Origin of the sequence: Bacillus sp. S10(2024) (assembly GCF_050473865.1) — a bacterium.
Taxonomy (GTDB): domain Bacteria; phylum Bacillota; class Bacilli; order Bacillales; family Bacillaceae_G; genus Bacillus_A.
Genome location: NZ_JBFLUR010000002.1, coordinates 4573630 through 4594288, shown reverse-complemented (window position 1 = coordinate 4594288; position 20659 = coordinate 4573630). Strand labels below are relative to the sequence as shown.

22 protein-coding genes are annotated in these 20659 nt (G+C 37.3%); 10 read left to right on the top strand and 12 right to left on the bottom strand.

What is annotated here, in order from left to right; genetic code table 11:
* Positions 1-124: 124 nt before the first annotated feature.
* Complete coding sequence (locus tag AB1280_RS23365) at positions 125-1165, bottom strand: GerMN domain-containing protein (protein WP_429757170.1); 1041 nt, start codon at positions 1163-1165, stop codon at positions 125-127.
* A gap of 312 nt (positions 1166-1477) precedes the next feature.
* On the opposite strand from AB1280_RS23365, the gene nirB reads away from it, so the two are divergent.
* Genes nirB through AB1280_RS23340 form a run of 5 tightly spaced genes read left to right on the top strand, consistent with a single transcriptional unit; the run spans position 1478 to position 6846 of the window.
* Entirely contained in the window at positions 1478-3883 is a 2406-nt protein-coding gene (gene nirB, locus AB1280_RS23360) for a nitrite reductase large subunit NirB (RefSeq protein ID WP_429757169.1), read from the top strand.
* A 12-nt stretch (positions 3884-3895) separates the two neighbouring features.
* Positions 3896-4213 (top strand): nitrite reductase small subunit NirD, encoded by a 318-nt coding sequence (nirD, locus tag AB1280_RS23355; protein WP_429757168.1) that lies wholly within the window; start codon positions 3896-3898, stop codon positions 4211-4213.
* 59 nt (positions 4214-4272) lie between these two features.
* On the top strand, positions 4273-5697 hold the full coding sequence (locus tag AB1280_RS23350; RefSeq protein WP_429757167.1) for a uroporphyrin-III C-methyltransferase: 1425 nt from the start codon (positions 4273-4275) through the stop codon (positions 5695-5697).
* Positions 5694-6404: a sirohydrochlorin chelatase gene (locus AB1280_RS23345; protein WP_429757166.1), complete on the top strand. Its 711-nt coding sequence runs from the start codon at positions 5694-5696 to the stop codon at positions 6402-6404. The genes AB1280_RS23350 and AB1280_RS23345 overlap by 4 nt, the downstream gene beginning before the upstream one ends.
* Positions 6397-6846 (top strand): precorrin-2 dehydrogenase, encoded by a 450-nt coding sequence (locus tag AB1280_RS23340; RefSeq protein ID WP_429757165.1) that lies wholly within the window; start codon positions 6397-6399, stop codon positions 6844-6846. Before AB1280_RS23345 ends, AB1280_RS23340 begins: the two co-directional genes overlap by 8 nt.
* Positions 6847-7007: 161 nt before the next feature.
* On the opposite strand, the gene racE is transcribed toward AB1280_RS23340, so the two are convergent.
* Both racE and gerE read right to left on the bottom strand, forming a co-directional pair.
* On the bottom strand, positions 7008-7862 hold the full coding sequence (gene racE / locus AB1280_RS23335; protein WP_429757164.1) for a glutamate racemase: 855 nt from the start codon (positions 7860-7862) through the stop codon (positions 7008-7010).
* Between the two features lie 125 nt (positions 7863-7987).
* Positions 7988-8212 (bottom strand): spore germination transcription factor GerE, encoded by a 225-nt coding sequence (gene gerE, locus AB1280_RS23330; RefSeq protein ID WP_020060005.1) that lies wholly within the window; start codon positions 8210-8212, stop codon positions 7988-7990.
* A gap of 271 nt (positions 8213-8483) precedes the next feature.
* On the opposite strand from gerE, the gene AB1280_RS23325 reads away from it, so the two are divergent.
* Both AB1280_RS23325 and AB1280_RS23320 read left to right on the top strand, forming a co-directional pair.
* Positions 8484-8675, top strand: coding sequence for a PspC domain-containing protein (locus AB1280_RS23325; protein WP_272186590.1), 192 nt, complete (start codon positions 8484-8486; stop codon positions 8673-8675).
* Positions 8676-8890: 215 nt separating this feature from the next.
* Positions 8891-9526, top strand: a complete 636-nt coding sequence (locus AB1280_RS23320) for an NAD(P)-dependent oxidoreductase (protein WP_429757163.1) — start codon at positions 8891-8893, stop codon at positions 9524-9526.
* 42 nt (positions 9527-9568) lie between these two features.
* Here the strand turns inward: AB1280_RS23320 and AB1280_RS23315 are convergent, their stop codons facing one another.
* The 3 genes from AB1280_RS23315 to AB1280_RS23305 all read right to left on the bottom strand — a co-directional run bounded on the left by AB1280_RS23315 (position 9569) and on the right by AB1280_RS23305 (position 12290).
* Positions 9569-10000 (bottom strand): Rrf2 family transcriptional regulator, encoded by a 432-nt coding sequence (locus AB1280_RS23315; protein ID WP_429757162.1) that lies wholly within the window; start codon positions 9998-10000, stop codon positions 9569-9571.
* Positions 10001-10176: 176 nt separating this feature from the next.
* A complete protein-coding gene (locus AB1280_RS23310) occupies positions 10177-11403 on the bottom strand; it encodes an ABC transporter permease (protein ID WP_429757161.1) in 1227 nt (408 codons plus the stop codon).
* Between the two features lie 2 nt (positions 11404-11405).
* A complete protein-coding gene (locus AB1280_RS23305; protein WP_272186586.1) occupies positions 11406-12290 on the bottom strand; it encodes an ABC transporter ATP-binding protein in 885 nt (294 codons plus the stop codon).
* Between the two features lie 190 nt (positions 12291-12480).
* Between AB1280_RS23305 and AB1280_RS23300 the strand changes: the two genes are divergently transcribed.
* On the top strand, positions 12481-13314 hold the full coding sequence (locus AB1280_RS23300; protein WP_429757160.1) for a 5'-nucleotidase, lipoprotein e(P4) family: 834 nt from the start codon (positions 12481-12483) through the stop codon (positions 13312-13314).
* Between the two features lie 21 nt (positions 13315-13335).
* Here AB1280_RS23300 and motB read toward each other — a convergent pair whose 3' ends face one another.
* Together motB and motA are read right to left on the bottom strand one after the other, a co-directional pair.
* On the bottom strand, positions 13336-14112 hold the full coding sequence (gene motB, locus AB1280_RS23295; protein WP_272186584.1) for a flagellar motor protein MotB: 777 nt from the start codon (positions 14110-14112) through the stop codon (positions 13336-13338).
* Entirely contained in the window at positions 14105-14896 is a 792-nt protein-coding gene (gene motA, locus AB1280_RS23290) for a flagellar motor stator protein MotA (RefSeq protein WP_272186583.1), read from the bottom strand. The genes motB and motA overlap by 8 nt, the downstream gene beginning before the upstream one ends.
* A gap of 276 nt (positions 14897-15172) precedes the next feature.
* Here motA and AB1280_RS23285 point away from each other — a divergent pair, with 276 nt between their 5' ends.
* Positions 15173-15967: a M15 family metallopeptidase gene (locus AB1280_RS23285; RefSeq protein ID WP_429757159.1), complete on the top strand. Its 795-nt coding sequence runs from the start codon at positions 15173-15175 to the stop codon at positions 15965-15967.
* 25 nt (positions 15968-15992) lie between these two features.
* Here the strand turns inward: AB1280_RS23285 and AB1280_RS23280 are convergent, their stop codons facing one another.
* The 4 genes from AB1280_RS23280 to AB1280_RS23265 all read right to left on the bottom strand — a co-directional run bounded on the left by AB1280_RS23280 (position 15993) and on the right by AB1280_RS23265 (position 19773).
* Positions 15993-16439 (bottom strand): acyl-CoA thioesterase, encoded by a 447-nt coding sequence (locus tag AB1280_RS23280; protein ID WP_272186582.1) that lies wholly within the window; start codon positions 16437-16439, stop codon positions 15993-15995.
* Between the two features lie 146 nt (positions 16440-16585).
* Positions 16586-17347 (bottom strand): succinate dehydrogenase iron-sulfur subunit, encoded by a 762-nt coding sequence (gene sdhB, locus AB1280_RS23275; protein ID WP_272186581.1) that lies wholly within the window; start codon positions 17345-17347, stop codon positions 16586-16588.
* Complete coding sequence (gene sdhA / locus AB1280_RS23270; protein ID WP_429757158.1) at positions 17340-19133, bottom strand: succinate dehydrogenase flavoprotein subunit; 1794 nt, start codon at positions 19131-19133, stop codon at positions 17340-17342. Before sdhA ends, sdhB begins: the two co-directional genes overlap by 8 nt.
* Positions 19134-19146: 13 nt before the next feature.
* The gene (locus AB1280_RS23265) at positions 19147-19773 is read right to left on the bottom strand and encodes a succinate dehydrogenase cytochrome b558 subunit (protein WP_429757157.1); all 627 of its coding nucleotides are present in this window, start codon (positions 19771-19773) and stop codon (positions 19147-19149) included.
* Between the two features lie 303 nt (positions 19774-20076).
* Between AB1280_RS23265 and AB1280_RS23260 the strand changes: the two genes are divergently transcribed.
* Positions 20077-20526, top strand: coding sequence for a YslB family protein (locus AB1280_RS23260; RefSeq protein WP_429757156.1), 450 nt, complete (start codon positions 20077-20079; stop codon positions 20524-20526).
* The last annotated feature ends 133 nt before the right edge of the window (positions 20527-20659 follow it).

The window sequence follows — 20659 nt, the reverse complement described above, 5'->3', positions numbered from 1 at the left end:
CCCTTGTAACTACTACTTGTTAGTATAGCCCATTCAAAATTTATGTTATGTATTGAAATAAAAGAAGGGGAATTAGCTGCATTCCCCTTCTCTTCCTACATTCAGTATATCAAATTATTTCTGTTTAAAAACCACCTGTATTCACGTTTTGTGGCCGATCGACCGGTTTTATTAATTTATCACCTTTTTCTGTAACAAGATTTGCCTTTCCATTCACTTGAATGGACACTTTTTCCACACCTTGTTTTTCTGTTAAAGATAATACAAGCGACTGTAATACATAGTTGGAAATCGCACTTTTATCTTTATTTGCATAAATATTTTCATTAAAGTTCAATGTCACGGTCCCTTTTTCAAGTTTTGGTTCATTAATTAACCTCACATCTGGATTAAAATCATATGTTAACGCCGATTTCTGCGACGGTCCTTTCACAAGTTCTTTTACAATTGTCGCAGCTTCATTTTCTTTCCCTTCAGCAACGCGGCGCGTTACCGGCACATAATACGTTTGCTTATTATTTTGCGCTAAGAAATACAGCGTAATTGGTTTTGTATTTGCAAGATCCGCAACTTGCTCATCATCAAAGTTAATACCATTCGCTCGGCTGAATCCATTACCAATCGGCGTACCAGCAACAGGCATTTTCGCTAAATCTTGCCCATTCATGCTGAACTTCACATTCTTTACTTCTTTAAACTGCGTTAATGTCCAAGTAACCGCTTCTACAATGCGGCGTTCTTCTTCTTTTTTATAGTTTTTCAGTTCTTTTGAAAAGTCAACAACTGCAGTCCCATCTTTTTTCACATCAACTGTCATTTCTGTATCCGCTGGGAGCACAGCTTGAAATCCATTTGGCAATACATTTGTTACCGGTCCGTCTTTCACTAGGTATTGTAATGACTGCTTAATTACTGCGTTATCTTTCGGAGCGGGTAACTGTACCGTTTGCGGCACAACATAACCATTTTTATCTACAAGATATAAATCTAATTTTTTTGTTTCCCCTTGTTTTGCAGTTTCTTTCTTCTCACCATCCGTATATGTTACTTTCTTAGGTGGATCAATTTGCTCTGTCCCTTTTTCCTTACTAAACAAACCGCATCCCGTTAATAAAACTGTACTTAATGTAGCACAAACAATCCATTTGAAAGTCGATTTAGGCATACGCTTTCCCCCTAAAAAAATCTAAGTTTGTACTATATATATACGAGCCTCGTTTTCACTTTAGAACAAGCAATGACAACTTATCTTTTTAAAAAAACATCTAGATAAAAGGAATTTTCTATTAGCAACGGATTACTACCTATAACTAGTAGGATCCAATCATCAAATGCAAAAATAGATTATATACATTTTTGAACAATTTATGAATCCTCCAAAGATGTGATAAATATCACATCTCCTTATTTTCCAAAACTTTTATAATACAAGTATAAAAGTTTGTTAAACATTTCACATAAAAGAAGGGAAATAAATATGAAAACACGTTTAGTCATGATCGGGAATGGTATGGCTGGAATACGCTGCATCGAAGAAATTTTAAAACAAAACGATACCTTATATGACATTACCATTTTTGGAGATGAACCGCACCCAAACTATAATCGCATTATGCTCTCCCACGTCCTACAAGGAAAGACAAACATGCAAGATATCATTATGAACGAATATAGTTGGTACGAAGAAAATGATATTACGTTGTATACAAATGAAAAAGTGCTGAAAATTGATCGAGAAGAACAAGTCATTGTTACAGAAAAAAATCGTCTTGTTATGTACGACAAACTCATAATCGCAACAGGATCCAGTGCATTTATTTTACCAGTGGAAGGTGCAAACCTCCCTGGTGTAACAGGTTTTCGTACAATTGAAGATACACAATTTATGATGGATACCGCTAAACAATATAAAAAAGCTGTTGTCATTGGTGGGGGATTGCTTGGTTTAGAAGCAGCACGAGGACTTATTGACTTAGGAATGGACGTACATGTTGTTCATTTAATGCCGCACTTAATGGAACAACAACTCGACGCTAAAGCAGCTTCACTACTACGCGAAGATTTAGAATCACAAGGTATGAAGTTCCTTATGGAAAAGAAAACAGTAAAAATTCTTGGTACAAACCACGTTGAGGGCATTCAATTTGCAGATGGCGATATTGTAACATGCGATTTAATTGTGATGGCTGTTGGAATACGTCCGAATACACAATTAGCAAAAGATGCTGATTTAATTGTAAACCGTGGTGTTGTAGTCAATGACTATATGCAAACAAATGATGAAGCAATATATGCAGTTGGAGAATGCGCAGAACATGACGGGATTGCATATGGACTTGTTGCACCACTTTATGAACAAGGTGCTATATTAGCAAAACACATTACAGATACACAAACAAGTGGATATACTGGCAGCATCGTCGGTACACAGCTAAAAGTTGCAGGATGCAATTTATTCTCTGCTGGTCAAATTTATGAAGATGATAAGACAAAAGCAATCTCCATTTTCGATGAATGCACACGTTCCTATAAAAAGGTACTCATCCGAGACAATAAAGTTGTTGGTATTGTTTTATACGGAAATACAACTGACGGCACACGCCTCTTCAGCATGTTAAAAAAAGAAGAAGATATACAAGAATATACACCTGCTTCTCTTCTTCATAAAGCTGGTGAAGATAACGGACTTGACGTTGCAAGTATGAGTGCTGATGAAACTGTTTGCGGATGCAACGGTGTCACAAAAGGAACAATTGTTAACGCTATTTTAGAACAAGACTTAAAGACATTCGAAGAAGTAAAAGGGTGTACAAAAGCAGCAGGTTCTTGCGGTAAATGTCGCCCAGTTGTGGAACAAATTTTATCTCATACACTTGGAGATAACTTTGACGCTTCTGTCCAAGTTGCAGGCATGTGCGGGTGTACAACCTTATCTCGCGATGAAGTTGTAGCTGCAATTCATGAGAAAGGGTTAAAGTCACCGAAAGAAGTACGAAACGTTCTTAACTTCTCGCACGAAGAAGGCTGTTCAAAATGCCGCCCTGCATTAAATTATTATTTACGTATGATTTGTCCAGAAGAGTATGCCGATGATAAAGCATCCCGCTTCGTTAACGAAAGAATGAATGGAAATATTCAACATGACGGAACATTTTCTGTGATTCCACGTATGTACGGCGGCGTTACAACAGCAGATGATTTAATGAAAATCGCAGAAGTTGCTAAGAAATACGACGTCCCGCTCGTGAAAATAACAGGTGCAAGCCGCATCGGTTTATATGGTGTTAAAAAAGAAGATTTACCAAAAGTGTGGGCTGATCTTGATATGAATTCTGGCTACGCCTATTCGAAGTCTCTTCGCAATGTAAAATCATGCGTTGGCTCCCGCTTCTGCCGCTTCGGTACAAAGGATTCATTAGGACTTGGCATGTTGCTTGAGCAGTCATTAGAAATGGTAGATACACCACATAAAATGAAAATGGGTGTAACAGGTTGTCCGCGCAACTGTGCAGAAGCATTAACGAAAGACTTTGGCGTCGTTTGTGTTGAAAATGGCTTCCAGCTTTATATCGGGGGTAACGGCGGTACAGAAGTACGTGAAGCTGACTTTGTAATGATTGTTCCTTCAGAAGAAGATGTACTTCGCATCGCCACAGCGTACGTACAATACTATCGTGAAACTGGTATTTACGGCGAACGTACAGCTCCTTGGGTAGAACGAATAGGCTTAGATCAAATAAAAGAAGTGCTGCAAGATGAAAGCATGGTCGCTATATTAAACGAACGCTTCCAAACAGCACGAAATACCTACGAAGAAGCTTGGGGACAAGCACTAGAAACCGAGTCACTAAAAACGATGTATGAAGTAGAGAGTGTAAAATAAGGAGTGATTCATATGTTACAAACGAAAGAAAAAATAAAAATTATGGCTGCCGCGGATCTTCCTGTACAAATCGGTAAGGAAGTGCGCATAAAGAACATGTCTATTGCCTTATTTCGTCTAGCAAACGGTGACATTCGCGCTGTAGAAAATCGGTGTCCTCATAAAAATGGTCCATTAGCGGAAGGAATTGTTTCTGGCGAATTTGTCTTTTGTCCGCTGCACGATTGGAAAATTTCATTACGAACAGGTGAAGTACAAAAACCTGATGATGGCTGTATTCAAACGTATGAAGTACAAATTATTGATGGCGATATTTATATATACATGTAACTTATACAAGGAAGCCCCTTCTCGGCTTCCTTTCCAGTAAAAACAGATGAGGTGTAAAGATGAACGGATACGTATATTTAGTTGGTGCAGGACCTGGTGATGAAGGGCTTATTACAAAAAAGGCAATCGATTGCTTACAAAAAGCAGACATTGTTCTATATGACCGCTTGTTGAATCAAAATTTACTTCGCTATACGAAGTCAACATGCGAACTTGTCTATTGCGGAAAAATGCCAACAAATCATATTATGCGCCAAGAAATGATTAACACGCATTTACTTCAATCTGCCAAAGAAGGTAAGACTGTTGTCCGCTTAAAAGGCGGAGACCCCTCTATCTTTGGCCGAGTTGGTGAAGAAGCAGCCACTTTAGCAGCAGAAAACATTCCATATGAGATTGTACCAGGTATTACATCTAGCATCGCCGCAAGCGCGTATGCCGGCATCCCTCTCACCCATCGCGATTACAGTAATAGCGTGACATTACTAACTGGTCATACAAAAGGACCAATTCAGGATCATGTCAACTACAACTCACTCTTAAATAGTGATACTGTTGCCTTTTATATGGGTATTAAAAACTTACCAACCATTTGCGAAAACTTACTACAAACCGGAAAGAAAAAAGATACACCAGTAGCAGTCATCGAATGGGGGACAACCGGAAGACAGCGAGTTGTTACAGGTACGCTCTCCACAATTGTTGATAGTGTCAAAAAGGAACACATTTCAAATCCTTCCATGACAATTGTTGGGGATGTCGTATCCTTACGTAAACAAATCGCTTGGAAAGAGCATAAGCCATTACATGGAAAAAAAGTTTTGCTCGCCTCTTCATCAAATAAAACAAGTAAAGCAGACCAAACATTACAAGAAGCTGGAGCAGAAACTTATCAAATTCCAACTTTCCAAAAACGAGATTACACGTTAACACAGGAACAACTCCGTGAAATATTCGATGCCAAGCGTCTTGTTTTCTGTTCAGCCGAAAGCGTTGCAATCTTGTTACAATCATGTACACAGCATCGGAAAGATATCCGTTCCTTACAAGGAGTTCTCCAGCATATGAATCATACTACCGAGGAAGCACTTATGAAATATGGGCTTATCAGTGAACAAGCAAGTTTTTCTACAAAATCAACTGTGTATCTCGGACGGAATATTAACCGGATTGCTGTTATTCAAGAAAAAATCGGCCCTGGTTCTTATATAATGACACATGAATATAAAATAGATTATCGTTTTGATGAAATTCATACACGTATGCTCTCTGAATTTACATGGGATAGCATTGTATTTGAAGGACGTGCCGCAATTGATACATTTATAGCGGAAGCCAGACGCCTTGGTTTCATGCATATTGTCAATTTACCATTCTCGTATACTGATGAACTAACTTTACAGTACGCAAATAAAGTCGGATTCCAAAACATCGATTATGAATTACAAGCGATTTTTAACGAGAAAGAAGTGACGGCACAATGAAAGGAATTGTTTATATTGGGCACGGCAGTCGATTACAAGAAGGCAATGAGCAATTCATCCGCTTTGTCCAGTCCGTTATAAAGGAGCGAAATGAAGGTATTCAAAAAATCGGCTTTCTTGAACTCACAACACCAACTGTCCAAGATGCAATTACAGAAGCAATTTTAGATGGAGCAACTGAAGTTTTACTTGTCCCTGTTTTATTATTTGCAGCGGCTCATTATAAACGTGACGTTCCTTTCGAAATTGATCAACTGAAAAAGCGCTATCCGCATATTATATTTTCAGTTGTACCACCATTTAGTACACACCCGCTCATGATTGAACTTGTAATCAAAAGAATACAAGAAGCATTGCCTATACAAGATAGCGAAATTCTACTCGTCGGCCGAGGCAGTAGCGACCCTCAGCCTATACATGAATTACAGCAAATTGGAGAAGCAGTTGAGCGAAAAATTAACATACGAGTTTCCTGCTCTTTTTTAACAAAAGGATCACCTTCTTTTACCGAAGAACTTGATCGTATAGCAACAGCGACCGAGCATGTATATGTCATGCCATACCTTCTCTTTACCGGATTATTACTTCGAAAAATTGAGCGCCATGCACACACACATACGAACGTGACAACATGTAACTGCCTTCAATTTGATCCCTATATGAAGTCCGCATTATTAGAACGAATGGAGGAATATGTACATGTGTAACTTATATCCCCTTATATGTAATCTACAAGGCAAGCGTGTTGTCATTATCGGAGGTGGCAAAATTGCATACCGAAAAGCGTGTGGATTACAGGATACAGGAGCCCTTGTCACCGTTGTGAGTCCGGACATTTGCGAGGAAATGAAGCAACTCTCCTATATTACATGGAAACAAAAAGCGTTCACAGATGAAGACATACAAGATGCTCATCTCATTTATGCCGCAACAAATCATCACGATGTAAATATAAGGGTCAAACAAGCAGCGCATGATTTTCAGTGGGTTAATATCGTAAGTGACGGCACACAATCATCTTTTCACACACCTGCTGTTATTCGAGATCATGAGTATATTGTAAGTATATCTACTTCAGGTAAACATCCAGCATTTGCAAAACGAATCAAACAAGAACTAACAGCTGTTCTTCCGCAACTTATCAAGTGAAACTAACCATCAGTTGGGTTAGTTTCGTCAATCGAGCTCTTATGAACAGTATTGACTCATTCATCTTTAAACTATGATTTCCAGTCAAACAAAAGACCAGCCTTATTCAAATACACATTGAATAAGGCTGGTCTTTTATATATTTTACATAAACAGTAGCTTTATAAAACGATATGCTTCACATTCTCAATCGGTTGTCCGAACCATTTTGAAGCAATTTCTTTAAACACATCAATTTCTCCTGTTGTTAAGAAAAGATGATCACTTTGCTCTTCTATATCATACAGCATCTTACTATGATACAAAATCGTACTTACTTCACGAGCTGTTTCATCACCTGAACTAATCAATTGTATGGAATCGCCCATAACCCGCCCAATAACTGGTCCTAAAATCGGATAATGTGTACAACCTAAAATTAACGTATCAATTTCCGTGTTCTTCAATGGTTGCAATGTTTCTCTTACCACTTCATACGCCATTTCACTCTCAAAATTCCCGCTCTCTACAAGCTCAACAAACGGCGGACAAGCTAAACTCTCTACTAATACGCGGTTGTTAATCGATTTTAACGCGTATTCATATGCACCGCTTTTTACTGTTCCAATCGTTCCAATTACACCCACATGGTACGTATTTGTCACTTTAAGTGCTGTACGCGCACCTGGATGAATGACACCTACAACTGGAATAGATAATTTCTTTTGCATTTCTTCAAGCACAACTGCCGTTGCAGTATTACAAGCAATTACAAGCATCTTAATATCCTGTGCTAGTAAATACTCTGTCATTTCCCATGTAAATTGTCTTACTTCTTCACGAGATCGCGGACCATACGGGCAACGTGCTGTATCTCCTAAATATATAATTCGCTCTTTCGGTAATTGTCGAATTAATTCTTTCGCTACTGTTAAACCACCAACACCTGAATCAATTACACCAATCGCTCTATTCAAAACAATCGCCCCGTTTTCTCTTTCATAATCTAACTGTACATTTCCAAACAGTGCACTCATTCATAGAATAATAGAAGGTTCACCTTATGTACATGAATAGACCTTTTCATTTTCCTCCTTTTCCTAGTAATTTGCAAGATACAAAAATAACCGGCTTTTCTTCACCTGAAAGCCGGTTTTATCCTTTATAGTTCAAGCTCTCCCATACGAAGGAGCTCGACAACTGCTTGTGAGCGTCCTTTAACTCCTAGCTTTTGCATTGCATTTGAAATATGATTACGTACGGTCTTTTCACTAATAAAAAGTTCACTTGCAATTTCTTTTGTTGTTTTATCTTGAACGAGTAACTCAAACACTTCTCTTTCTCTTTTTGTGAGCAACGGTTTAGATTGATATTCTTTTTCCTTCAATTGGTATAACCCTCCTTGCTTAAGCCAGAGCTGTATGTGTGTAAGTTGGGTGTTTATTTAGTCAAGATATTGTATGAATAGAAGCAAGGCGTGGTGAATACAAATAAGCAGAAATTGCATGTATTTATAAAAAATTGTTTGCACTTTCACAAGCATTGTCCGCTAATGCGGGATAAAGCAGTCATCTTCTCTCTAAAAATCGCAATATAATTCAATCGTTCCTGTTCATTGCTACATAAAAAATGATGAATTATGAAAAGGAGAGACGTTCATGACAGAAAAAAGATTGTGTAAATCTTCAACAGATAAAGTGTTTCTCGGCGTATGCGGTGGTTTAGGAGAATATTTCGGCATAAGCACAAGTATGATTCGCATTCTTTGGCTAATCGCTATCTTATGTTTCGGAACAGGTTTTTTAGCTTATTTCATTCTCATGTTGCTTATGCCAAGTTCTTATGAATAAGGGCGCTGCTTTCTGCGGTGCCCTTTTCTTTATTCCCCCCTTGTTTTCTGTTTGCTTTAAATAAAATAGAAACTTTCTCTTTCTTCAATTTGTTTTTTCTGTTGACAAAAAAATATAGTAGTAACTATAATGGTTACATATAGTTGTAATCGAACAAGTTACAACTTAAGTGCAGATAAATACATTTTTATATAAAATGAAAAAGGAGAATGAACATGAAACTTGCAGTAGTAGGCGCAACTGGTAATATCGGAAAACAAATCATTGAGGAAGCTTTAACACGAGGGCACGAAGTAACAGCTATTGTGCGCGATGCATCTCGCGTAGAAACGACACATGAAAATTTACATGTTGTAACAGGTGATATCTTTCATACAAGCAGCATTGCAAAAGAAGCAGTAAATCATGACGTATTAATTAGTGCATTTGGTCCTAAACATGGTGAAGAGGAGAAACTTGTAGAAGCAACACATTCTTTATTACAAGCAGCAAACCAAGCTAGCATCTCTCGTCTAGTATCAGTTGGAGGCGCAGGTAGTTTAGAAGTAGCACCTGGCTTACAAGTTGTGGATACATCAGACTTTCCTGCCGATTGGAAACCAATCGCATTAGCACACCGCGATGCATTAGAAGTATATAAACAGTCGGACTTTAACTGGACAAATTTAAGCCCCGCTGCAATGATCGAACCTGGGGAACGCACAGGCAAATATGTAACAGGTACAGACCAGTTATTAACGGATGAAAACGGCGAAAGCCGCGTTTCCATTCCAAACTACGCCGTTGCTTTATTAGATGAAGTAGAAACTCCTCAATTCTTACGTCAACGCTTCACAGTGCGTAACGCTTAATGAAAAAGAACCTAGCCTTGCATGATAGAAGGCTAGGTTCTTTTATCGTTTTATTTTTTCTTCTAAATTCGTAACGAGCTGTTTTACTTTTACATTTGCAAGTACATTTTCCATCGCTTCTTGCGCTTGCAATAATATAATTTCTAACACATTTTGAATATTTGCCCCAACTGGACATTGTACGTTCGGATTATCGTGAAAAGAAAATAAATGTCCTTCCTCCACAACTTCAACCGCTTTGTATACATCAAGTAATGTCACTTCGGCTAAATCTCGAGCTAAAGAAGTGCCGCCTTTTCCAGCTTGCACATCAACTAGTCCTGCTTTTTTTAGCATTCCTGTAATTCGGCGAATAACGACTGGGTTTGTATTGACACTACCAGCAATCCATTCAGACGTACAACGTGAAGTTCTGTCCACTGCTAGCAATGTTAACATATGAACAGCCACCGTAAAACGACTACTAATCCCCACTTGTATTCCCCTCCTTTATTCCATTCTCTATCAATCACAAAAAACAACGTGCCTTTTATTATATACCACTTTCTTTCGTTATATAAAGCGAAAGAAAGTGGTATATAATAAATAGCATTGTAAATCCAGAAAAAAAAATCCTGATTTACTTCTAAAAGAATCAGGATTTTTCTGTATTAATGACGCTTTATAAATTTAGTGAGATCTTTAAATTTCACTTTATCGGAATAGCTCATAACACCGTTTACGTAAATGCGACTTGTAATAAAGTTTAAAAGGAGAATTGTCGCAAGTAATAACGATAAGGCAATGCTAATTTCTAAAGCACCAGCTTCTCCAGCTACAACACGTGAGAATGTGACCATTGGCGTAAAGAAAGGAATATATGAGCTAATCACAACAATTGTACTATTTGGATCTGATAATGATTTAATACTAATGAAAAACGCTGCCATAATTAAAATTGCGACTGGAAATGATACTGATTGTAAGTCCTCCGTTTTTGATACAACAGCTCCAGCTGCCGCATACATCATCGCATACAATAAATAGCCCGTAATGAAAAATACAATAAACAAACTAATAACTTTTGCATCTAACTTTGCAAAATCAATTGGAAGACCAAATAAAGACGCATTATCTAAATCTATCCATCCAATTAAAACTGGAACGAGAAAACCACATGCAAGGATAGCAATTTGAAGTAACGCTGTTGTAACAACAGCAAGAATTTTAGCGTACATCATATACAATGGTTTCACTTTCGAAAGCATAATCTCCATAACACGAGAAGATTTTTCTGATGCGATATTCATCGCAATTGTATTTCCAAACGCCATGATAAACATATATAGTACAAATATAAACGCATATGCAATACCGAAGGAGGAAGCACGATCTTTAATCGCTTCTTCTTTCACCGAAATATCTGCTTGTAATTGCCGCGCTACATCAGACGGCACCTTATGGTTCGAAAGAATCACTTGCATATATTGCTGTTTTAAATAGTTCGCTATAATAGTAGACGTTTCTTTACTTGGAAAACCATTATACATATACGTTACTTCGGGTACTCCATTTTTTTCTGTAACGTAAAAGAGGCCATCTAACTCCCCTTCTTCAACTTGCTTATGAAATTTTTCTAGCTGTTCTTTCTTTTCTACTCGTATTTGGGCTGATGGAAGAATTTTATTTAACATCTCTTCTTGCACGGTATATGTCGAACTATCCATTACGATTGCCAGCTTGTCTTTGTCTTTATTTTTATCTTTATCAGCAGTAAAGTGATTAAAAGCAAAAACTCCAAATACCACTAAAAATAAAATCCCACTTGTAATTAGTGATTTTTTAGAAAGAAATGATTCTCTAAAATAAAACGAAAACACATGAAAAAATTTACGCATTCTTATTTCGCCCTTTCTACAAAGATTTCATTTAAGGTCGGTTCTAGCATTTTAAACTGACGTAAATGCATACCTTGATCTTGTAATTTTTGTAAGATTGATAGGGCCTCTGTATCTTCCTGAACTTTAATATAAAGATAACCAAGACGTTTCTCATACACAATCTGTAATGTCTGCAATGCTTTTTCATTTTCTTCGTTATCTTCAATTGTTAAGTTTCGAAATCCGTATTCTTTTTTTATATCACTTAAGTGACCTTCTACAACCGCTTCACCTTGCTTCAAAATACACACATGCTGACAAAACGATTCAACTTGTTCCATACGATGACTGGATAAAATAATTGTTTTCCCTCTTTGAACTTGTTCTTCAATAATATTTGCTAGCATTTCAGCATTTACGGGATCCAGCCCGCTAAACGGTTCATCTAAAATGAGTAGCTCAGGGTCATGTAGAAGCGCTGCGATTAATTGAATTTTTTGTTGATTCCCTTTTGATAATTCCCCCGCAACCTTATGCTTATATTCAGGAATCGCTAATTTCCCTAACCAAAAATCAATAGCTGCATCTACTGCTTTTTTTGTCATTCCTTCTAATCTACCAAAATAGCGAAGTTGATCAATTACTCGACTTTTCGTATACAAGCCTCTCTCTTCGGGAAGATAACCAATTGTCACACCACTCTCCGAAATCTCTTTCCCATCCCACGTAATACTGCCCTTATTTGGTGTTAATAAACTTAACAGCATTTTAATAGTTGTTGTTTTTCCTGCACCGTTTCGTCCTAACAGTCCTAATACTTCACCTTTCGGCAGAGTAAGATTCAGATGATTCACTGCAACGTTTTCACCAAACTGCTTGGTTAATTGTTGAATCTGCAATGTCATACTTTTCTCTCCTTAAAATTAGTCCTATACATTTAATACTATTCAAAATACGTATATTTTTACCATATTTTATTATAACATTGCACACAATAAATTATATACGTATATAAATATGCAAAATTACATTTACTTCCCATTATTTTATCGTGATATAATCAAGTGTTAAATTACACACCTTAGGGAGGACACTATGAAAAAGAGAACATTAACAACTCTGTTATCTGTTGCGTTGTTATCTACAACTTTAACAGCATGCAACATGGGGGCAGAACAGACATCAGCAAAAGCAAAAGAAGAAAAAGTCCAATTAACAGATCAACAATTAATGGCTGACTTATGGTATCAAACATCTGGTGAAGCAAAAGCATTATACTACCAAGGCTACAACATCGGTACACAAAAGCTAGATGCAGTTCTTGCTAAGGGGACAAGCAAGAAACCGGCTGTAGTACTAGACTTAGATGAAACTGTTGTTGATAACAGTCCACACCAAGCAATGACTGTAAAAACAGGAAAAGGCTATCCTTATAAGTGGGATGAATGGATTAACAAAGCAGAAGCGGAAGCTCTTCCTGGTGCAATTGATTTCTTAAAACATGCAGAATCAAAAGGTGTAGATATTTACTACATTTCAAATCGTAAAACGAATCAGTTAGATGCAACAATTAAAAATTTAGAACGTATCGGTGCTCCACAAGCAACGAAAGAACATATCTTACTACAAGAGCCGAAAGAAAAGGGAAAAGAAAAGCGTCGTGAACTCGTTTCATCAACGCATGATATCGTCTTATTATTCGGTGATAATTTATCAGACTTCATTGGTTTTGATGGATTATCTACGCAAGATCGCAATAAGAAAGTAGAAGAATTAAAAGCACAATTTGGCGAAAAATTTATCGTTTTCCCAAATCCTATGTATGGTGACTGGGAAGGTTCTTTATATAACTATGACTTTAAAAAATCTGATGCAGAAAAAGATAAAATTCGTAGAGACAACTTAAAATCATTTGAAGATAAAAAATAAAGGGTGGCACAATGCCATCCTTTATTTTTTATCTTTTATAAGAGGTAAAATAAATACTTCTACCCGTCTATTTTTCGTTCTTCCTTCCGGAGTGTCATTCGATGCAACAGGACGATATTCTCCGTAGCCAATTGCACTAAATTTTTGCGGAAGTAATTGGTTGTTTTTGAGTAGTGCTTGCATAAAGTTAACAGCACGCTGCGTACTTAACTCCCAGTTAGAAGCAAAATTCGCATTCGAGATTGGAACATTATCTGTATGTCCTGATACAGTAATTTCTCGAGGAGATGCTGCAACTAATAATGAGGACATCTCCTGCGCCATATTCAGCGACTCTAACTTCACAGTAGCTTGTCCAGAGTCAAAAAGTGCGTTATCTCGAATTGTTACCATTAATCCACGTTCTGTGAGCTCTGTATTAAATGAAGATTGAAGTCCCTTTTCTGCAATGTATTTATCAATATTTTTTTGTAATTCTTTTAATTCATTCATTTCCTGCTGCTTCACTTCTGCCTCTGCTTTTTCCTTAATTTTTTCAGACTCAGGGCGCGTTTCTTTTAAATCCTTGTCAGATATTGGCTTTTGTTCACTTAAAAACTCTTTATTCCCTGTCCCACCTGAAAGCTCTTTCTTAAAAGCAACTGCCATTTGTTTAAACTTCCCTGCATCAATACTACTCATCGCAAACAAAACGATAAATAATGCAAATAACAAAGTTAACATGTCCGCATACGGAATTAGCCAGGTCTCATCAATATGATCTTCATGCTTTTTTTTCTTCTTCTTTCTTCTACTCATCTTTCTTCGCTCCCTGTTCTAGCTTTTTACGCTCAGTTTCAGAGAGTGCACATAAAATACGATTTCTCATAACAAATGGATACGTACCAGCTTGAAGCATTAATAAACATTCAACCATTAAACGCTTCTTCTCAATTTCTTGTGCAGACTTTTGTTTTAATTTGTTTGCAAATGGATGCCACAGCACATAACCAGAAAAAATACCAAAAATTGTCGCAATAAACGCACCAGAAATCGCATGACCTAGCTTATCAATATCCGCTAAGTTCCCCAATGCAGCTACAAGTCCAATTACAGCCCCTAAAACACCGAGTGTCGGTGCATATGTACCAGCTTGAGTGAAAAGACTAGCTCCTTTTGTATGACGCTCCTCTATTGCTTCAATTTCTGATTCTAATATTTGCTCAAGGTCATCTGCTGACACACCATCGATAACAAATTTCATACCCCTCATTAAAAATTCATCTTCTACTTGATCTAGCTGTTGTTCTAAGGATAAAATACCATACTTTCTACTTTCCGATGTCCAATGCACAAACAATTCCAATATTTCTTCATAAGTCATCTCTTTTTTATTTTTCCCGAAAATGATTTTGAATAATTTAGGAATTCTTTTTAATTGGTTCATTGGAAAAGCGATACAGACCGCTGCAAATGTACCCATAAAAATAATCATAAATGCCGCCGGATTTAATAAGGCGTTAAGCGGGGCTCCTTTCAAAAACATTCCTACCACAATAGCAACTATCCCTAGGATAATTCCAATGATTGATGCCAAATCCATTCGTTGTTCCCTCCCAATTTGTTTACTACAAAAAAGCTATATAACACGAAAATCGTTAAATCGTTTTATAAGTATATATTACATAAAAAATAGAGTTAGCGAAAGGTTATAATTGTGTCATTTTAAAAAAAAAGGAATAATTATCGACTTTTTTTTACAAATTTTTTTCATTTTCATTACGTCACCACTCCTTTGTTCCTTTTTAGATAAGATAGATTTATAATGTAAAAAGATATTCAAGTACAAGCAATTTAGAAAGGACTATATCGGTTAAACATGATTAAAAAAAGAATTATAAAAAGGACCCTTTTAATTTCGATTATTATTCTCATTGTTATTGCTTTAATAAATTTTCTATCCAAACCTTTGATAAACAAGCAAGCAGAAGCAGTTGAAACAAAAAGACATATTGAACAACACCAAAAAGAGGGAATTCCTCCGTTCCCAAAAGCAAGTGAGACCGCCAAAAAAACAGATGATCAATATAGTCTTGTTGATAATCCTGATTCGTTACTCGTTTTAGTCAACAAGCATAGAAAGCTACCAGACTCTTATACACCAAATGATTTAACAAAACCAAATGTTCCGTTTTCAAATCCAAAAGATAAAGAAAAAACATTGCTTCGTAAGCCCGCAGCGGATGCTCTAGAAACAATGTTTGAAATAGCAAAAAAACAAGGAATTGAGCTTACAGCAATATCTGGATTTCGCTCTTATAAACGACAACAGTCATTACACAACACATATGTAAACCGTCAAGGTAAAGAAGCTGCTGATGCATTAAGCGCCGTTCCAGGAACAAGCGAGCATCAAACAGGACTTGCTATGGATATTAGCTCTAATTCAGCAGATTTCCAATTGGAACCTGTATTCGGCGAAACACCTGAAGGAAAATGGGTGGCAGAGCATGCTCACGAATTTGGATTTATTATCCGTTACCCACAAGATAAAACAAACATTACAGAATACGCTTATGAGCCATGGCATCTCCGCTTTGTTGGCAATCCGTATGCCACATATTTATATGCGCATCACCTGACATTAGAAGAAGCAGAAGAAGACAAAAAATAAGAGAGTTATGCACTCTCTTATTTTTTTAATCGAATAACCTTTGTTTCCATTCTTCTGACCAGGGTACTCCTTTTCCTGTCTTTTTCGAGGCCTGTACCATCGCCCCGCGTCCCACTAAACAAATCTCTCCTGCTTCATTCTTCACCATATAGTGTAAATCTAACGATGAGTTTCCGACATGTTCTGCTTTCACATACACTTTTAAGTTCTCATCAAAGAACACCTGTTTCAAAAAATTACATTGTAAATCTGCTACTACGACCATCGTTTCTGACGATTCATGCACCCATTCTTGCATAAAACCAAGTTCTTTAAAAAATTCAATACGAGCTTCTTCAAAATAAGTAAATGCAACACCGTTATTCATATGTCCAAACATATCTGTTTCACAAAAACGAACCTTTACCGGAATGTAAAATGAAAATGCACTCGCCCACTCTTCAAAGTTTCCAATATAATGAATTTTCTTCACAACCATCCATCTCCTTCTTGTATACTCTCTTTAATATTATTTGATTTTTCGGAATTTTAAAATCAAAATGCACTGGCATACGCCCGATTGACTTGTATTTATATAACTACAAAAATTGCCTCTTCAAACTGAAGAGGCAATTTAAATTAATAGTTATTGTCACTACCAAAGAAATCTTTAAAGGATTGAATCGTTGTATCACGGTTTAATGCAGCAATCGATGTCGTTAATGGAATTCCTTTTGGACAAGATTGTACACAGTTTTGTGAGTTACCGCAGTTTGCAAGTCCCCCATCGCCCATGATTGCACGTAAACGATCTGCTTTATGCATCTCACCCGTTGGATGTGCATTAAATAAACGTGCTTGTGAAAGCGGTGCTGGACCGATAAAATCAGATTTGCTGTTTACGTTTGGACATGATTCTAAACATACACCGCAAGTCATGCATTTTGATAACTCATATGCCCACTGACGCTTCTTCTCTGGCATTCTCGGCCCTGGACCTAAGTCATACGTACCATCAATTGGAATCCATGCTTTTACACGTTTTAACGCGTTAAACATACGACTACGGTCTACTTGCAGGTCACGAATAACCGGGAATGTTTTCATCGGTTTTAAGCGAATTGGTTGCTCTAGTTTATCAATAAGCGCTGTACATGATTGACGTGGTTTTCCGTTGATTACCATCGAACATGCACCGCACACTTCTTCTAAACAGTTCATATCCCAAGCGATAGGTGTTGTCTTATTTCCTTTCGTATCAACAGGATTACGACGAATTTCCATTAATGCCGAAATAATATTCATATTTGGGCGATATGGAATTTCAAATTCTTGATCATACTCCTGTGAGTTTGGGCCATCTTGTCTTGTAATAATAAGGCGGATTGTTTTCTCAGACATGTTGCTTATCCCCCTTCTCTTCTCCCTTAGCAGCTACTTCATGTTTTGAAGAATAATCGCGCTTACGTGGTTGGATTAATGAAATATCAACCTCTTCGTAATGGAATGCTGGTGCATTTCCTGCTCCCTCAAACTTCGCCATTGTAGTTTTTAAGAAGTTCTCATCATCACGATCTGGGAATTCTGGTTTATAATGTGCACCGCGACTTTCATTACGGTTATATGCACCAATTGTAATAACACGAGCTAATTCAAGCATATTTGCCAGTTGACGTGTAAACGAAGCACCTTGGTTGCTCCACTTCGCTGTATCGTTAATGTTAATACGTTTATAACGCTCGATTAACTCTACGATTTTTGCATCTGTTTCTAATAATTTTTTATTTTCACGAACGACGGTTACGTTATCTGTCATCCATTCTCCAAGCTCTTTATGAAGAACATATGCATTTTCATTACCATCTAACGTTAAAATATCGTTGAACTTCTCAGTTTCGATTAATTCATTTTGCTCATATAAAGCAGATGAAACAGCATCTGATGATTTTGAAAGACCTTTCATATACTCAATTGCATTTGGTCCCGCTACCATACCACCGTAAATCGCTGATAATAATGAGTTAGCACCTAGTCGGTTACCACCGTGCATAGAGTAATCACACTCACCTGCTGCGAATAATCCTGGAATATTTGTCATTTGCTTATAGTCAACCCATAGTCCACCCATTGAGTAGTGAACCGCTGGGAAGATTTTCATCGGTACTTTACGTGGATCGTCACCCATGAATTTTTCATAGATTTCAATGATTCCACCAAGCTTAATATCAAGCTCCTTCGGATCTTTATGAGAAAGGTCAAGATATACCATGTTTTCGCCGTTAATACCAAGCTTTTGCTCAACGCACACATCGAAAATTTCACGCGTTGCAATATCACGAGGTACAAGGTTTCCATATGCAGGATATTTCTCTTCAAGGAAATACCATGGTTTTCCGTCTTTATACGTCCAAACACGACCGCCTTCACCACGTGCAGATTCACTCATAAGGCGTAATTTATCATCGCCTGGAATTGCTGTTGGGTGGATTTGGATGAACTCACCGTTTGCATAATATGCACCTTGTTGATATACAGCAGATGCTGCCGTACCTGTATTAATAATAGAGTTAGTAGATTTTCCAAAGATGATACCAGGGCCCCCTGTTGCCATAATTACGGCATCAGCTGGAAAACTTTTAATCTCCATAGATTGTAAATCTTGTGCTACGATTCCGCGGCATACACCTTCGTCATCTACAACAGCGCGCAAGAAATCCCAGCCCTCATATTTCGTAACAAGACCTGCTACTTCATGACGACGTACTTGCTCATCTAACGCATATAATAATTGCTGTCCTGTTGTTGCACCAGCGAATGCTGTGCGGTGATGCTGCGTTCCACCGAAGCGGCGGAAGTCTAGTAAACCTTCTTCCGTACGGTTAAACATAACACCCATGCGATCCATTAAGTGAATAATACCAGGTGCTGCATCGCACATTGCTTTTACAGGAGGTTGGTTCGCTAAGAAATCTCCTCCATAAATTGTATCGTCAAAGTGGATCCATGGAGAATCCCCTTCACCTTTTGTATTTACAGCACCGTTAATACCGCCTTGCGCGCATACAGAGTGAGAACGTTTCACTGGTACTAAAGAGAATAGTTCTACGTTCACGCCTGCTTCCGCTGCTTTAATCGTTGCCATTAAGCCGGCTAATCCACCGCCAACTACGATAAGTTTCCCTTTCATGCTCTCCCACTCCTTACAAGTTTGCTAGATTCGGATTAATGAACGCAAATAATGCGCTCACTCCTACGTATGATAATGCTAAGAAAATTGCTAATGTTACATACGTAGAAATACGCTGTGAACGTGGTGATACTGTGATACCCCAGCTAATACAGAATGTCCATAATCCATTTGCAAAGTGGAAAATAGCTGATACAACCCCAATTAAATAGAAACCAAACATAAATGGATTGCTTAAAAGATTTGCCATCATATCATAGTTTACCGTTTGTCCCAACGCAGCTTGAATACGGGTTTCCCAAATGTGCCAAGCTAAGAAGATTAGGGTAAATACCCCTGTGAATCGTTGCAGAACGAACATCCAGTTGCGGAAATAGCTGTAAGATGTTGCATTGTTCTTTGCTGTAAATGCGATATACAAACCGTATATAGCATGATACAAGATTGGTAAGAAAATCACGAAGATTTCCAATGCGTACCGAAATGGAAGCATTTCCATAAAATGAGCAGCACTATTGAAAGCTTCTGCCCCTCTTGTTGCAAAGTTGTTTACTACTAAGTGTTGCGTCATAAAGACACCAATCGGAATGACACCCATTAACGAATGCCACTTGCGAAACGTATACTCGCGGCCTTTCATGTCCCCATTACCCCCCTCGAATGTTTGACTACTGTTTGTCACTTTACTTTATAACAATAGCATCTTCCCACTATTGTTATAAGAAAAACTGAAAAAATTATTCGAAATATTTCAGCATAATTTGATAACAAATTCATTTTACTCCTATTTTTGTCGAAGCGTCAAGAAAACGTATACATAATCTTCATATAATTTTCATATTCTTTTTTCCGCTCTCTACATCAGATTTTTTCCAAAGAAATAGCTGTGTTTATATATATAAAATGGTATATAATATTGGCAGTATAGAAAGTGGGGAATATTGTGAGTACAAAAAAAATTGAGTGCGAATCTTTACAAAATATTTCAATCAATGCGTTTGCCTATGAATTGCTTCGTGAAGAATTACTCCCTGATTTAATAGGGAAAGAATTGGATGCCATTTTATATTGGGCCGGCAGAAACTTAGCACGAAAATATCCGTTAGAAACAATCGATGAAATGATCCAATTTTTCGCAATAGCTGGTTGGGGCGACTTAACAATCATTGAACATAAACGTCGTGAAATGCAATTTAAACTAACAGGTGCTCTTATTGAAGAGCGTGAGCAACAAAAAAAACACTCTTCTTACCAATTAGAAGCTGGTTTTATTGCTGAGCAAATTCAAAAGCAGCGCAGTGTGATTGCTGAATCTTACGAAGAACAGAAAAAGCGCTCTAACTCTGTTACATTTCTTGTGCAATGGGATGTAAAAGATCCTGTCGAAGTATAATGCACATTTAGAAGTCAACTAGACATGACTTTGTCTAGTTGACTTTTTTTATTCCTCTATTTGTAAGCGATGGAAGTTTTGCTTTCTCTATAATATAAACAATCACTTTTTTTATTTGTGACATTCTTGGATT

Coding starts and splice junctions, on each gene's coding strand:
- AB1280_RS23365 (WP_429757170.1), bottom strand. CDS start 1,165: ATGCCTAAATCGACTTTCAAATGGATTGTTTGTGCTACATTAAGTACA.
- nirB (WP_429757169.1), top strand. CDS start 1,478: ATGAAAACACGTTTAGTCATGATCGGGAATGGTATGGCTGGAATACGC.
- nirD (WP_429757168.1), top strand. CDS start 3,896: ATGTTACAAACGAAAGAAAAAATAAAAATTATGGCTGCCGCGGATCTT.
- AB1280_RS23350 (WP_429757167.1), top strand. CDS start 4,273: ATGAACGGATACGTATATTTAGTTGGTGCAGGACCTGGTGATGAAGGG.
- AB1280_RS23345 (WP_429757166.1), top strand. CDS start 5,694: ATGAAAGGAATTGTTTATATTGGGCACGGCAGTCGATTACAAGAAGGC.
- AB1280_RS23340 (WP_429757165.1), top strand. CDS start 6,397: ATGTGTAACTTATATCCCCTTATATGTAATCTACAAGGCAAGCGTGTT.
- racE (WP_429757164.1), bottom strand. CDS start 7,862: ATGAGTGCACTGTTTGGAAATGTACAGTTAGATTATGAAAGAGAAAAC.
- AB1280_RS23325 (WP_272186590.1), top strand. CDS start 8,484: ATGACAGAAAAAAGATTGTGTAAATCTTCAACAGATAAAGTGTTTCTC.
- AB1280_RS23320 (WP_429757163.1), top strand. CDS start 8,891: ATGAAACTTGCAGTAGTAGGCGCAACTGGTAATATCGGAAAACAAATC.
- AB1280_RS23310 (WP_429757161.1), bottom strand. CDS start 11,403: ATGCGTAAATTTTTTCATGTGTTTTCGTTTTATTTTAGAGAATCATTT.
- AB1280_RS23305 (WP_272186586.1), bottom strand. CDS start 12,290: ATGACATTGCAGATTCAACAATTAACCAAGCAGTTTGGTGAAAACGTT.
- AB1280_RS23300 (WP_429757160.1), top strand. CDS start 12,481: ATGAAAAAGAGAACATTAACAACTCTGTTATCTGTTGCGTTGTTATCT.
- motB (WP_272186584.1), bottom strand. CDS start 14,112: ATGAGTAGAAGAAAGAAGAAGAAAAAAAAGCATGAAGATCATATTGAT.
- motA (WP_272186583.1), bottom strand. CDS start 14,896: ATGGATTTGGCATCAATCATTGGAATTATCCTAGGGATAGTTGCTATT.
- AB1280_RS23285 (WP_429757159.1), top strand. CDS start 15,173: ATGATTAAAAAAAGAATTATAAAAAGGACCCTTTTAATTTCGATTATT.
- sdhB (WP_272186581.1), bottom strand. CDS start 17,347: ATGTCTGAGAAAACAATCCGCCTTATTATTACAAGACAAGATGGCCCA.
- sdhA (WP_429757158.1), bottom strand. CDS start 19,133: ATGAAAGGGAAACTTATCGTAGTTGGCGGTGGATTAGCCGGCTTAATG.
- AB1280_RS23265 (WP_429757157.1), bottom strand. CDS start 19,773: ATGAAAGGCCGCGAGTATACGTTTCGCAAGTGGCATTCGTTAATGGGT.